At 33.0% G+C, this 13,743-nt stretch carries 13 protein-coding genes, 1 tRNA gene, 1 rRNA gene and 1 other annotated feature; all 15 genes read right to left on the bottom strand.

Features of this window, described 5'->3' with window-relative positions; genetic code table 11:
• Nucleotides 1–4: 4 nt before the first annotated feature.
• Nucleotides 5–220: a DNA-directed RNA polymerase subunit omega gene (gene rpoZ / locus IAA47_05920; GenBank protein ID MBU3842506.1), complete on the bottom strand. Its 216-nt coding sequence runs from the start codon at nucleotides 218–220 to the stop codon at nucleotides 5–7.
• Between the two features lie 15 nt (nucleotides 221–235).
• Nucleotides 236–802, bottom strand: coding sequence for a guanylate kinase (gmk, locus tag IAA47_05925; protein ID MBU3842507.1), 567 nt, complete (start codon nucleotides 800–802; stop codon nucleotides 236–238).
• A complete protein-coding gene (locus tag IAA47_05930; protein ID MBU3842508.1) occupies nucleotides 795–1,043 on the bottom strand; it encodes a DUF370 domain-containing protein in 249 nt (82 codons plus the stop codon). The genes gmk and IAA47_05930 overlap by 8 nt, the downstream gene beginning before the upstream one ends.
• Nucleotides 1,044–1,051: 8 nt before the next feature.
• A complete protein-coding gene (locus IAA47_05935; GenBank protein ID MBU3842509.1) occupies nucleotides 1,052–1,930 on the bottom strand; it encodes a YicC family protein in 879 nt (292 codons plus the stop codon).
• Between the two features lie 67 nt (nucleotides 1,931–1,997).
• Entirely contained in the window at nucleotides 1,998–5,960 is a 3,963-nt protein-coding gene (gene rpoC / locus IAA47_05940; protein ID MBU3842510.1) for a DNA-directed RNA polymerase subunit beta', read from the bottom strand.
• A 107-nt stretch (nucleotides 5,961–6,067) separates the two neighbouring features.
• On the bottom strand, nucleotides 6,068–9,568 hold the full coding sequence (gene rpoB, locus IAA47_05945) for a DNA-directed RNA polymerase subunit beta (GenBank protein ID MBU3842511.1): 3,501 nt from the start codon (nucleotides 9,566–9,568) through the stop codon (nucleotides 6,068–6,070).
• Nucleotides 9,569–9,773: 205 nt separating this feature from the next.
• The gene (gene rplL / locus IAA47_05950; GenBank protein MBU3842512.1) at nucleotides 9,774–10,142 is read right to left on the bottom strand and encodes a 50S ribosomal protein L7/L12; all 369 of its coding nucleotides are present in this window, start codon (nucleotides 10,140–10,142) and stop codon (nucleotides 9,774–9,776) included.
• Nucleotides 10,143–10,215: 73 nt separating this feature from the next.
• Nucleotides 10,216–10,734: a 50S ribosomal protein L10 gene (rplJ, locus tag IAA47_05955; GenBank protein ID MBU3842513.1), complete on the bottom strand. Its 519-nt coding sequence runs from the start codon at nucleotides 10,732–10,734 to the stop codon at nucleotides 10,216–10,218.
• 19 nt (nucleotides 10,735–10,753) lie between these two features.
• Nucleotides 10,754–10,898: a sequence feature (ribosomal protein L10 leader region), on the bottom strand.
• A 3-nt stretch (nucleotides 10,899–10,901) separates the two neighbouring features.
• Complete coding sequence (gene rplA / locus IAA47_05960) at nucleotides 10,902–11,609, bottom strand: 50S ribosomal protein L1 (protein MBU3842514.1); 708 nt, start codon at nucleotides 11,607–11,609, stop codon at nucleotides 10,902–10,904.
• A gap of 88 nt (nucleotides 11,610–11,697) precedes the next feature.
• Nucleotides 11,698–12,123 (bottom strand): 50S ribosomal protein L11, encoded by a 426-nt coding sequence (gene rplK, locus IAA47_05965; GenBank protein ID MBU3842515.1) that lies wholly within the window; start codon nucleotides 12,121–12,123, stop codon nucleotides 11,698–11,700.
• Between the two features lie 67 nt (nucleotides 12,124–12,190).
• A complete protein-coding gene (gene nusG / locus IAA47_05970; protein MBU3842516.1) occupies nucleotides 12,191–12,790 on the bottom strand; it encodes a transcription termination/antitermination protein NusG in 600 nt (199 codons plus the stop codon).
• A gap of 5 nt (nucleotides 12,791–12,795) precedes the next feature.
• Nucleotides 12,796–12,978 (bottom strand): preprotein translocase subunit SecE, encoded by a 183-nt coding sequence (gene secE, locus IAA47_05975; protein MBU3842517.1) that lies wholly within the window; start codon nucleotides 12,976–12,978, stop codon nucleotides 12,796–12,798.
• Nucleotides 12,979–13,013: 35 nt separating this feature from the next.
• Nucleotides 13,014–13,089 (bottom strand) — tRNA-Trp (locus IAA47_05980).
• A 22-nt stretch (nucleotides 13,090–13,111) separates the two neighbouring features.
• Nucleotides 13,112–13,264 carry a 50S ribosomal protein L33 gene (gene rpmG, locus IAA47_05985; protein MBU3842518.1) on the bottom strand — a complete coding sequence of 51 codons (153 nt, stop codon included), beginning with the start codon at nucleotides 13,262–13,264 and terminating at the stop codon, nucleotides 13,112–13,114.
• A gap of 354 nt (nucleotides 13,265–13,618) precedes the next feature.
• Nucleotides 13,619–13,735 (bottom strand): 5S ribosomal RNA (gene rrf / locus IAA47_05990).
• Nucleotides 13,736–13,743 lie beyond the last annotated feature (8 nt).

Here is a 13,743-nt window from a genome sequence, read left to right on the forward strand (position 1 = left end):
AAAGTTATTCACCAACTTTATCTTCTGCTATTTCATATCCTATTTTTCCAGCTAAAATCTCTCTAAAAGCTTTTTTTACATCAGTATCTTTCTTACTGCATTTTGTTAAAAGAGGTGCTCCCTTTCCTATTTGTCTAGCTCTTTGTCCACTTACAATAGTTAATATATATTTGTTTGGTATTTTTTCTAATAATTCATCATATATTATCTCTTTTTTCATATCTCTATCTCCTTATTAATTAGATTTTTCTTCTATAATCTTTCTAAGTGCAGCACAAGAATCTTCAACAGTATAGTTTATTATAGTTATATCATACTCTTTTTCATATTCTAACTCTTTTATAGAATTTTTTAATCTTAGCTGAATTGTTTCTTCGCTATCTGTTTTTCTTCCTCTTAATCTTTTTTCTAAATCCTCCATTGTCGGAGTTTTGAAGAAAATTAAATGGGCATCTGGATATTGAGCTTTTACTTGAAGCCCACCTTGAACATCTATTTCTAAAATAACATCTTCTCCAGCTAAAAGTCTGCTCTCTACCTCTGATTTTAATGTTCCATAATAATTTCCATGAACAGTAGCATATTCTAAAAACTCTCCGTTCTTTTCCTTAGCTATAAACTCTTCCTTTGTTAAAAAATAGTAATCTCTACCATTCATCTCTCCCTCTCTTGGAGCTCTTGTTGTTGCTGATGTAGCTAAATTTATTCCAAGCATTTTGCGAACTAATCTACAGATTGTAGATTTTCCAGCACCACTAGGACCTGAAACTATATATAGATGTCCCTTTATTCCTCTACTCATTTTTTTCTCCTTTCTCTATCCTTAACGATATTGTTTCTGGATTTATTGCTGACATTATAACATGGTTTGAATCAGTTATTATAAGAGTTTTTGTCTTTTTTCCTAAAGTAGCGTCAATAAGTCTATTCTCCATCTTTGCTTCATCTCTAAGACGTTTACTAGGAGCTGAATCTGGATTTATAATAGCAACTATTCTACCTCTCATTACCATATTTCCAAATCCTATATTTATTGGTTTCATACATCCTCCTACTCTATATTCATAGACTGCTCTCTTATTTTTTCTAATTCATTTTTACATTCAACTATTAATTTTGAAATTTCATAAAGATTTGATTTTACTCCAGTTGTATTTAACTCTCTATATATCTCTTGTAGTATAAAGTCTATCTTCTTTCCTACTGCTACTCCCTTTGAAGAAAGCTCTTTCTTTAACTGCTCCATATGACTGTCCAGTCTTGAAATCTCCTCAGAAATATCTGATTTATCTGTAAATAGAAGTATCTCTTTTAAGATATCTTCCTCTTTAAATTCAATATTTCCTTTTATTTTCTCCAATCTCTCTAGAAGTTTAGACCTGTATATATCTACAACTTGATCCTTATATTTTTTTATCTCATCTATATTAGCTTCCAATATCTCTATTCTCTCAAAAAAATAGTTTCTAAGACGTTCTCCTTCCTCTTCTCTTGTTTTTATAAAAGGAATTAATAACTCTTTTATCTTATCTAATATAAATTTACTATACTCATCTTCATCTATCTCAAAATCATTTTTCTTGATCACATTTAAATTTCTAACTAAAATATCCATTTTATTACTGAATTTTTCATTGAAATCCTGTTCCATTTCAAGTAATACTTTCATATAGCCTTTACTTTGTTCTTTATCATAATCAAAAAGCTTTCCTAAATCTCTTAAATCATTAAACTCAATTTTTAAATCCAATGACCCTCTACTTACCTTAGAGGCTATCTCTGTTCTTATTGCCCCTTCTAAAAAATTAAGATTATATGGAAGTTTTATTTTTAAATTTAAATTTTTATTATTTACACTTTTAAGCTCCATGTTCAAAGCATATTTATCATCTTGATAAGCTAACTTTGAATATCCTGTCATACTTCTCATTTTAACCTCCAGAAAGATAAAACAGATATAGGAATAGGCGACAATGTCGCCTATTCTACATCTAATATTACTCTTGTTCCATTAAATCTTCTTCTATAACTTTTGCTTTTATCTTTTTGTAAGCATTAAATCCTGTTCCAGCAGGTATTTTCTTTCCAATGATTACGTTTTCTTTCAATCCTTCTAAGAAGTCTACTTTTCCTTCTATAGCTGCATTTGAAAGAACTTTTGTTGTTTCTTGGAATGATGCTGCTGATATAAAACTTCCTGTATTAACAGCTGCTTTAGTAATACCTTGAATGATTGGTTCATACTTAATTAAAGCTTTTCCTAGAGCTTGAAGTTTTTCATTTTCTAACTCTACTACTCTCTTCTCTACTACTTCATCTTCTAAGAATAAAGAAGCTCCTGAATCAACTATTCTTACTTTCTTAAACATCTGTTTAACGATAATTTCAATATGCTTATCATTTACAGTAACTCCTTGGTCTCTATACACTTGTTGTACAGATTCTAGGATAAACTGCTCAGCTGCTACAAGTCCTTTAATGTTTAGAACGTCAAATGGAGATATAGCTCCCTCTGTTATCTTATCTCCTGCTTTTACAAGCATTCCGTCAGTAACAACTAGACGCTCTCCAACTGGTACTAGATACTCTTTATAATCACTTGAATCAGAAACTGATTTAACAAGGATTACTCTCATACCTTTCTTCTTCTTACCAGTTACTTCTATCTTACCTTCTATCTCAGTAAGCATTGCTTTACCTTTAGGGTTTCTAGCTTCAAATAGCTCTTGAACTCTTGGAAGACCTCCAGTGATATCTTTTGTTCCGGCTCCCTCTTTAATGATCTTAGCAATGATTTGTCCTTTTTTAATCTCTTCCCCTTCTCTTACCATTAAGTAAGCTCCGAATGGGATAGTATAGCTTCCTTTAGTATTTCCTTCTGCATCAAATACTACAACTCTTGGGTTGATATCTCCAGATTCTACTGGTTTAATTGCCATAAATTCTGTAACATCATACTTTTCATCATAGTTTTCTTTTACATAAAGTTCTCTATACTCAATTCTTCCATCTTGGTCAGCAATAATAGGGATGTGGAACGGATCGAATGTAACTAATGTCTCTCCTATCTCTACATGTTGTCCCTCTTTTACTTTTAATATAGATCCTGATGGAACTTCATAATCATAGTTTCCAATGATTAATTTAGCTGATTGGCTAACTACTATTTCATCTCCATTTTCCTCATTTACTAGTATCTTAACATCTCTGTAAGCTACTTTTCCTGAGTTTTCAGCTCTAACTCCAGTTACTACTGCTGCTGCTGTTGCAACTCCTCCTGTATGGAACGTTCTCATTGTAAGCTGAGTTCCTGGTTCTCCGATTGATTGAGCTGCAATAACTCCAACCGCTTCTCCAAGTAGTATCTCTTTGTGGTTAGATAAGTCCATTCCGTAACATTTTCTACATACTCCCTTTTCAAGAGCACATGTTAATGGAGATCTTATCTTAACTTTTCTTATTCCTAATTCATCTATTTTCTTGATTAGTTCTTTTCCAATTAAAGTATTTCTTGGAGCTACTACTTCCCCTTCAAATACTAAATCTTCTGCAAGAACTCTTCCATTTATTCTTTCTTTTAACTCTTCGATTACCTTACCTTCAGAGATTAGTTCTCCTACTTCAATTCCTTGGTAAGTTCCACAATCTTCTGCATTAACTATAACTTCATGTGATATATCAACAAGTCTTCTTGTTAAGTATCCTGAATCGGCAGTTCTTAGGGCAGTATCTGCTAGTCCTTTTCTTGCTCCGTGTGATGACATGAAGAACTCTAATACTGTTAGTCCTTCACGGAAGTTAGCTTTAATAGGTACCTCGATGATTCTACCTTGTGTATCGGCCATGTTTCCTCTCATTGCCGCTAACTGTCTCATCTGAGAAATGTTACCTCTGGCTCCTGAGTTCGCCATCATGTAAACTGGGTTGAATTGATCTAGTCCATCCATCATTGCCTTTGTAACTGCATCTGTTGCTTCAGACCATACAGTGATAGTTTTTCTATATCTTTCTTCGTTAATGATTTTTCCTGCTTTATAATCAGCTTCGATTTGAGCTACTTGCTCATCTGCTTTTGCTAGGATCTCTTTCTTAGCTTCTGGAATTTCAAGGTCTTCTATACCTACTGATACCCCTGCCATAGCTCCATAATGGTATCCGAAATCCTTAATCTTATTGATTAATTCAGCTGTTTCAGCAAATCCATGTTCATCATATAACTTAGCAATTAATTTCTTTAATTGAGATTTACCAAAAGTTTGGTTATATTGCTTATCTACTTCAGGTAATAGTTCGTTGAACATTAATCTTCCTGGAGTAGTTTCTATCATTTCACCATTTATTCTTACTTTAATCATAGCATGAGTATCTAGTACTCCATTGTGATAAGCTGTTAAAGCTTGAGCTATGTTAGAGAATGCTTTTCCTTCTCCTTTAGAACCTGGTCTCTCTTTTGTCATATAGAAACATCCCATAACCATGTCTTGAGATGGAACTGCTATTGGCTCTCCGTTTGATGGAGATATTATGTTATTTGGTGCTAACATTAATAGTTTTGCTTCCATTATCGCTTCTGGAGATAGCATTAAGTGAACTGCCATTTGGTCTCCGTCGAAGTCAGCGTTAAATGCTGAACATACTAATGGGTGAAGTCTAATTGCTTTTCCTTCTATTAGTACAGGTTCAAATGCTTGTATTGAAAGTCTGTGTAGAGTCGGAGCTCTGTTAAGTAGTACTGGGTGATCTTGAATTACATCCTCGATTACATCCCATACTTTATCGTCTGCTTCTTCAACTAATTTTTTAGCTGTTTTTATGTTACTAGCTAACTCTCTTTTTACTAACTCTCTCATAATGAAAGGTTTATATAGCTCAAGAGCCATTTTCTTAGGAATTCCACATTGGTTCATCTTTAATGATGGTCCAACAACGATAACCGATCTCGCTGAGTAGTCAACCCTTTTTCCAAGTAGGTTTTGTCTAAATCTTCCTTGTTTTCCTTTTAACATATCAGATAGTGACTTTAACTCTCTGTTATTTTGAGCAACTACTGGTTTTCCTCTTCTTCCATTATCTATTAAAGCATCTACTGCTTCTTGTAGCATTCTTTTTTCGTTTTTAACAACGATTTCAGGTGCTTTTATTTCTAACAGTTTTTTAAGTCTGTTATTTCTGTTAATAACTCTTCTATATAGATCATTTAAGTCAGAAGTTGCAAATCTTCCTCCATCTAATTGAACCATTGGTCTTAAATCAGCTGGTATTACTGGAACATTTTTAAGTATCATCCATTCAGGTTTGTTGTTAGAAGCTATAAAATCTCTTACTATTTTTAATCTTTTAACAACTTTCTTTCTCTTTTGAGATGAGCTTACATCATCTAACTCTTTTTCTAACTCTTCTCTTAACTCTTCAAGATTTATCTTTTCAAGAAGTTTTAAAATAGCTTCAGCTCCCATTAAAGCTTCAAATCTATTTCCATATAATTGCTTATATAACTTGTACTCTTTTTCAGTTAAGATTTTTCCTTCTTTTAAATTACTTTCCCCAGTTTCAGTAACTACATATCTTGCAAAATATAGTACTGACTCTAACTCTTTTGGAGATAGTCCTATTATAAGTGACATTTTATTTGGTGTTCCTTTAGAATACCAAATATGAGAAACTGGTGCAGCTAGAGAAATGTGTCCCATTCTCTCTCTTCTTACCTTAGATCTAGTTACTTCTACCCCACATTTTTCACAAACTAGACCTTTATATCTCATTCTTTTATACTTTCCACATGCACATTCCCAATCTTTAGTTGGTCCGAATATTTTTTCACAGAAAAGTCCATCACTTTCTGGATTTAAAGTTCTATAGTTTATTGTTTCAGGTTTTGTAACCTCTCCATGAGACCATTCTTCGATTTTCTCAGGAGATGCTAATCTAATTCTTATTTTCTCAAAACTTCTAATTCCCATTAAATACAAAGCCTCCTTATTGAGATAAAGCTATAAACGACTAGAAATAAGTTAAAGAGAGTCCTCCTTAACTTATTTTCCAATCTTAAAATATCAATTATTTTTTATTAATCTTTAAAGTCATCTAAAGGAGAGTATTCAGTTAAGATCTCTTCTTTATTTAACTCTTCATCTACGTTTATTATATTATCTTCACTATCAAATAGTTCTACATCTAATGCTAGTGCTTGGAACTCTTTTAATAATACTTTAAATGATTCTGGTAAGTCTGCTTCTGGCATCTCTTCACCTTTTATGATAGCTTCATAAGTTTTTGTTCTTCCAGTAACATCGTCTGATTTTACTGTTAACATCTCTTGAAGTATATTAGATGCTCCATATGCTTCTAGTGCCCAAACTTCCATCTCTCCAAGTCTTTGTCCTCCGAATTGAGCCTTTCCTCCTAGTGGTTGTTGTGTTACTAATGAGTATGGTCCAATTGCTCTTGCGTGCATCTTATCTTCAACTAGGTGGTGAAGTTTTAACATATACATTCTTCCTACAGTTACAGGATTATCAAATTTATCTCCTGTTCTTCCATCGTATAGATCAACTTTTCCACTTCTAGGGAATCCTAGTTTTTCTAAGTAATCCTTAACTTGATCTTCTGATGCTCCATCAAATACTGGAGTTGCTATATGTGTTCCACCATTGTAGTTACCCATAGCCATTCCTAAGTGAACTTCTAGTACCTGTCCAATGTTCATACGTGAAGGCACCCCTAGTGGGTTAAGTACAACGTCTAAGTGTGTTCCGTCAGCTAAGAAAGGCATATCTTCTGCTGGTAATACTCTTGATACAACCCCTTTGTTTCCGTGACGTCCTGACATCTTATCTCCAACAGTGATTTTTCTTTTTTCTGCAACTAATATTTTTATAGCTTTATTTACACCAGCTTTTAGTTCATCACCATTTTCTCTTGATAATTCAAGAATTTCTACTACTGTTCCTTTTGAACCATGAGGCATTCTTAATGATGTATCTCTTACATCTCTTGCTTTTTCCCCGAAGATTGCTCTTAATAGTTTCTCTTCTGCAGGTGGTTCAGTTTCTCCCTTAGGAGCAGTTTTTCCTACTAGGATATCTCCTGGTCCTACTTCAGAACCAACAGTTATAATACCATTAGCATCTAATTTTCTTAATGCTTCTTCAGAGATATTAGGGATCTCTCTTGTAATCTCTTCATCTCCTAATTTAGTATTTCTAGCTTCTATTTCATACTCTTCTATATGAATTGATGTAAACACATCATCTTTTCTTAATCTATCAGAAATTAGGATCGCGTCCTCGTAGTTATATCCTTCCCAAGGCATGAACGCCATAAGTATATTTCTACCTAATGCTAAGTCTCCACCTTTTGTTGCTGGTCCATCAGCTAGGATACTTCCAACTTTAACTTCTTCTCCAATAGATACTAAAGGAGTTTGATGTAAACACATAGAAGCGTTTGATCTTTCATAGTTTAATAATCTATATTTATGTTCTTTTCCGTTTTCATCTTCTACAACTATTTTGCTAGCATCTACATAAACAACTTTTCCGTCTACTTTAGATACTACTAAAGCTCCTGAATCTACAGCAACTTTTCTTTCTAGTCCAGTTCCTATATAAGGTGCTTCTGTTCTTAATAATGGTACAGCCTGTCTTTGCATGTTTGATCCCATCAGTGCTCTGTTGGCGTCGTCGTGCTCAAGGAATGGAATTAATCCTGCAGATACAGATACCACTTGTTTAGGAGAGATATCTAGGTAATCAACTTTTTCTCCTGTTATATTTACTATTTCATGTCCAAATCTACAAACAACTTCTCCTAAAAGTTCATTGTTTTCTCCAATTTTAGTATCGGCTTGGGCAATGAATAATCCTTCTTCTTCATCAGCTGCTAAATACTCTATTCTGTCAAAATCAGCTTTTCCATCTACAACTTTAATATATGGAGTTTCTATAAATCCATATTTGTTTATTTTAGCATATATAGCTAACGATCCAATAAGTCCGATGTTTGGTCCCTCTGGAGTCTCTATAGGACAGATTCTTCCATAGTGAGAATCATGTACGTCTCTTACCTCGAATCCCGCTCTTTCTCTTGAAAGTCCTCCAGGTCCTAATGCTGATATTCTTCTCTTATGAGTTAACTCAGATAATGGGTTTGATTGGTCCATGAACTGAGATAATTGACCTGAACCAAAGAAATCTAATATCAATGCATTCAATGGTCTAGTATTTAGAAGTGATTGTGGAGTTAATGTTTCAGAGTCTTGAATAGTCATTTTCTCTCTTACCATTTTTCCCATTTTAGAAAGTCCAGCTTTAATTTGCATTAAAAGTAACTCTCCAACTCCTCTTACCCTTCTATTAGATAAGTTATCTATATCATCAGTATGTCCATTTCCATTGTTTAAGTTGATTACATACTTCATAGTTGCAATGATATCTTCTTTAGTTAAAAGTATCTCATCATCTGCTACATTTAACTTAAGTCTCTTATTCATTTTATATCTTCCAACTGGCTCAAGATCATATCTTTGAGGGTTGAAGAACATTTGTCTAATAAGTGATTTTGCTGATTCTATTGTAACTAAATCTCCTGGTCTTAACTTTTTGAATACTTCAGTTACAGCATCCTCTTTAGTTAATGTCGTATCATTTAATACTGTATTAGCTAGTAATTTATCCTCTGGTTTTACTTCCCAGTAAACTACTTTTTCAATCTTAGCATCTATTAAAGTCTCAATTAATGCCTCATCAATAACAGCATCTACTTCAGCTATTATTTCTCCTGTTTCTTCATCGTATATATCTTCTTTGATGAAGCTTCCTTCAAATTTTGTTCTAAGAACACTTATTAATTCTTCTCTATTTTTATATTTTTGGAATATAGGAGTTAATTCTAATTCCTTTGTTTCTAAAAAGTAATCTTTAATTTCTGTATTGTTCTCAAAAAAATCAATAGCCTTTAAGAATACAGTTGCTAATACTTTTTTCTTTCTATCAATCTTTACACTTAAGAAGTCATTTTTATCAGTTTCAAATTCAAGCCAAGTTCCTTTATATGGAATAATTTTTCCTGAAAATAGATCTTTACCTGTTTGAATATTGATCTCTTTATTAAATGAAACACCTGGTGATCTATGTAATTGCGATACAACAACTCTTTCAGCACCATTTATTACGAAAGTTCCTCTTTCAGTCATTAAAGGTATTTCTCCGAAATAAACTAAAGATTCTTGTATTTCATTTCCACTTTTTTTATTTATAAGTCTTAATCTAACTTTTAAGGAAGCAGAGTAAGTCTTACCTCTTTTTTTACACTCAAGTTCATCATTTAATGGTGGTTCAGCTTCATGTAATTCATAAGCTACATACTCTAACTTGATATCTCCATTAGAAGATTCAACAGGGAAAATTTCTCTAAAAGCTGATTCTAACCCCTTGTCTTTTCTATTATTTGGAGCTTCTTTAGCTTGTAGAAAATCTTCATAGGAATCCAATTGGAACTCAAGAAAATGAGGCATAGTTCCTCTCTCTTTTATCCTTCCAAAATTCAATCTTTCAACGAGTTTCCCCATTAATTCACACCCCTTATCAATCTTAAATTTAATAGTTAATCATTTGAAAATAACAGGCTAATCTATTTCCAAATGATTAATTATCACTTTCCAAAAATAAAAATTAAATCATCTTAATAATTAGTAAAAAGGCACTCTATCGAAGAGTGCCTATTTTTTTTAACTAAGTTAAGATTTTATTTCTTAATCAGAATTTAAGTTAAAACTATTTAACTTCTACAGTTGCTCCAGCAGCTGTTAATTTTTCTTTTATTGATTCAGCTTCTTCTTTAGCAACTCCTTCTTTTAATTTTCCACCGTTATCTACTAATTCTTTAGCTTCTTTTAATCCTAATCCAGTAATTCCTCTTACTTCTTTGATTACAGCTATTTTGTTAGCTCCTGCGTTTGTTAAGATTACGTCAAACTCAGTTTTCTCTTCAGCTGCTGCTGCTTCTCCTCCTGCTACTGCTACTGCTACTGGAGCTGCTGCTGTTACACCGAAATGCTCTTCTAAAGCAGTTACTAATTCTTTTAATTCTAAAACTGTCATAGCTTCTAAATCAGCTATAAATTGTTCTCTATTGAATGCCATTTATTGTTTCCTCCTTAATTTTTCGAAAATATCTATCTTAATTTTTTATTTTTTATTTTAAATTTGACCAAAATTATTCAGCTGTAGTTTCAGCTTCTTTTTTATCAGCGATTGCCACAGTTGCGTAAGCAAGTTTTCTGATTGGTCCAAGCATTGAGTTAAGTAACATAGAAAGTAATTGATCTCTTGAAGGTAATTTAGCTAGAGCTTCTACCTCAGTTGCTTCAACTCTTTTTCCTGTTAATAATCCACCTTTAATTTTGAATACTTCTTTTTTTGCTTTAGCCTTTTCTTTTGCTAAATCAAAAACTAATTTTGCAGGAGCTACTGGATCTGCATATCCGAAAGCGAATGCTGTAGTCCCTTCTAATAAATCATCAAAAGAATCTTCTACTCCAGCTTCTTTTAATGCTATTTTGAATAATCTATTTTTTGCAACTAGATATTCAGCACCTGCTTCTCTTACTTTTTTTCTTAATTCAGTTTCCTCGTTAACTGTGATTCCTTGATAGTCAACTAATACTACTGATTGAGCTTTTCTTATTTTTTCTGCTAGTTCAGCTACTTGTTCGATTTTTGCTTGAGTTGCCATTCTTTGATTCACCTCCTCTTTTTTCTAAAAATTACCTCCGTGCCAAAGGTTAGGAACGGAGGTTGTAATCAAACTATGAGGCTAGCGAAACCTTATTCCAACCTCGGTAGGATAATTTAAGGTTCACAACCACCTACGGTCTTTGGTTTGGATCTATATTAAATTATTTATCCAACATATTTAGCTACTAATGCAGGGTCCATTTTTATTCCAGGTCCCATTGTTAGTGACACAGCAACAGTTCTTAAGTATTGTCCTTTAGAAGATGCTGGTTTTAATCTTGTGATTTGATCTAAGAAAGCTTTGAAGTTTTCTTCAATTTTCTCAGGTGCGAAATCTGCTTTACCAATTGGTACGTGAATTGATCCTAATTTGTCAACTCTGAATGCTAATTTACCTTTTTTGAACTCAGTTACTGCTTCTGCAATGTTTGGAGTTACAGTTCCTGATTTAGGGTTAGGCATTAATCCTTTAGTTCCTAGAATTTTTCCTAATCTTCCTAATTTAGGCATCATGTCAGGAGTAGCGATTGCTAAGTCGAAATCTAACCATCCTTGTTGAATTTGGTTTATATATTCATCAGCTCCTGCATAATCTGCACCAGCTGCTAAAGCCTTCTCTATGTTAGCTCCTGAAGTTATAGCTAATACTTTTATAGTTTTTCCTGTTCCGTGAGGTAATACAACTGTACCTCTAACTTGTTGATCTGCATGTCTAGGATCTACTCCAAGTCTTAAAGCTACTTCTACAGTTTCTGTAAATTTAGCTGTTCTAGTTTTTAATACTAGATCTAAAGCTTCTTTAACTTCATAAAGCTTTCCAGTTTCTACTAACTTAGCTATTTCTAAGTATTTTTTTCCTCTATGTTTTGCCATGTTTTAATTTCCTCCCTTTGTGGTGATGCGGATGCCTCCTACCACTTAATATAGAGTGGCTCGATTAGCCATCTCCCAAACAAATTAATTAGTCTACTATTTTTATTCCCATTGATCTTGCTGATCCAGCTATTATTCTCATAGCTGCTTCTACTGATCCTGCGTTTAAATCAGGCATTTTTGTTTCAGCAATCTCTCTTAATTTAGCTGTTGTAATTTGTCCAGCAACTTCTTTTTTAGAGTTCTTAGCTGCTGATTGGATTCCTGCTGCTTTCTTTAATAAGTCTGATGCAGGTGGAGTTTTTAATATAAATGTGAAACTTCTGTCATTATAAACAGAGATCTCTACTGGAATTATCCATCCAGCTTTATCTTGAGTTTTTGCATTGAAAGCTTTACAGAATTCCATGATGTTTACTCCGTGAGCTCCTAATGCTGGTCCAACTGGTGGAGCTGGGTTAGCTTTACCTGCTGGTAATTGTAGTTTTATTAATTTAATTACTTCTTTTGCCATTTCTTAAAATTACACCTCCGAAAAATGTGTGGTAATGACGGTGTCATCTCCCACTAGCAAGGCCCAATTATGCCTTTTGAACACTGTCAAAATCTACTTCAACTGGAGTCATTCTTCCAAACATTTCGATCATGACTTTAGCTTTTTTATGTTCCATATCTATCTCAGCAACTTTACCTTCTTGATCTGCAAAACCACCTTTTAGTACTTTTACATAATCTCCTACTGCAAAGTTAATTTTTATTACTTCTTTAAGCTCTTTTTCATCCTTTGAAAGATCTAATCCAATAACATCAAATATGTTTTTCACTTCTTCATCTTCCATTGGAATAGGATCAGAACCAACACCAACAAATCCTGTTACTCCATTAGTATTTCTAACTACATACCAAGCATCTGAATCCACTCTAAAGTTTATTCCTTCGTTGCTTTCCTCTCTTGTAGCTACCATTTCCAACATTACATATCCTGGAAATATCTTTCTAGCAACAGTCTTCTTTTTACCTCTCACTTCTTCTATAGTCTCTTCTTCAGGAACAAGAATTCTTGTAACGATATCCCCCATCCCTAGAGTTTCTATTTTTTGTTCAAGGTCAGTTTTTACTTTTTTTTCATACCCCGAATAAGTATGAATCATAAACCATTTTTTTACTAAGGTTTTTTCCATATTTATTATCCTCCAAAGAGAGATACCAAAATCTTTAATAGTCTAGAAGCAATCAAATCAAAAACTCCCAAATATATACTTAATATCAAGCTCATCGCGATTACCCAAAGAGTTGAATTTTTTACTTCTTCTTTGCTCGGCCACTGAACTTTAGAATATTCCATTTTTATTCCTTGAAAAAGATTCATGCGATCACCTTTTTGATTCGACATTATAAAAAAAATGGCAGGTCAAGAGGGACTCGAACCCCCAACCCTCGGTTTTGGAGACCGATGCTCTACCAATTGAGCCATTGACCTGCACGTTGTAAAACTAAACTAATTATTTCTTAGTTTCTTTATGTAAAGTAACTTTTTTGTCCCACTTACAGTATTTATTAATTTCTAATCTTTCTGTAGTATTCTTTTTGTTTTTTGAAGTGCTGTAGTTTCTTCTTTTGCACTCTGTACATTCTAATTGAATATTTACTCTCAATTTTACACCTCCACTCATAACGGTATCATTTAGATCCTCCCATACACATTCTATGTATGGTGTTAAAGAGTTTATATCTTGCTTTCTAAGACTTAGATATATTACCATTTTTTTTATTTCTTGTCAATGATTTTTTTTAATTTAATTAATATTTTTTACATTCTACTAAAATCCTCTATTTTTAAAGGATTTTTATGTATTGATATGGTAATTTAATCTAGTAATCCTATTGTAATTTTAATATTCTATAAAGTATACTTTTAATTTATTTTATAAAATTTAAAATCTACTCTTAATATTTAATAATTTATTTATATTAAATTTTGGTATCTCATCAACACAAAAAATAAAAAAGCTTGGCAAGTTCCTATCCTCCCAGGAGGCTTCCCTCCAAGTACTTTCAGCGTTTACGGGCTTAACTTCCAGGTTCGGAATGTGTCTGGGTGTACCCCCGTAGCTATTCTCACCAAGCTATATCT

Origin of the sequence: Candidatus Fusobacterium pullicola (assembly GCA_018883725.1) — a bacterium.
Taxonomy (GTDB): Bacteria; Fusobacteriota; Fusobacteriia; order Fusobacteriales; family Fusobacteriaceae; genus Fusobacterium_A; species Fusobacterium_A pullicola.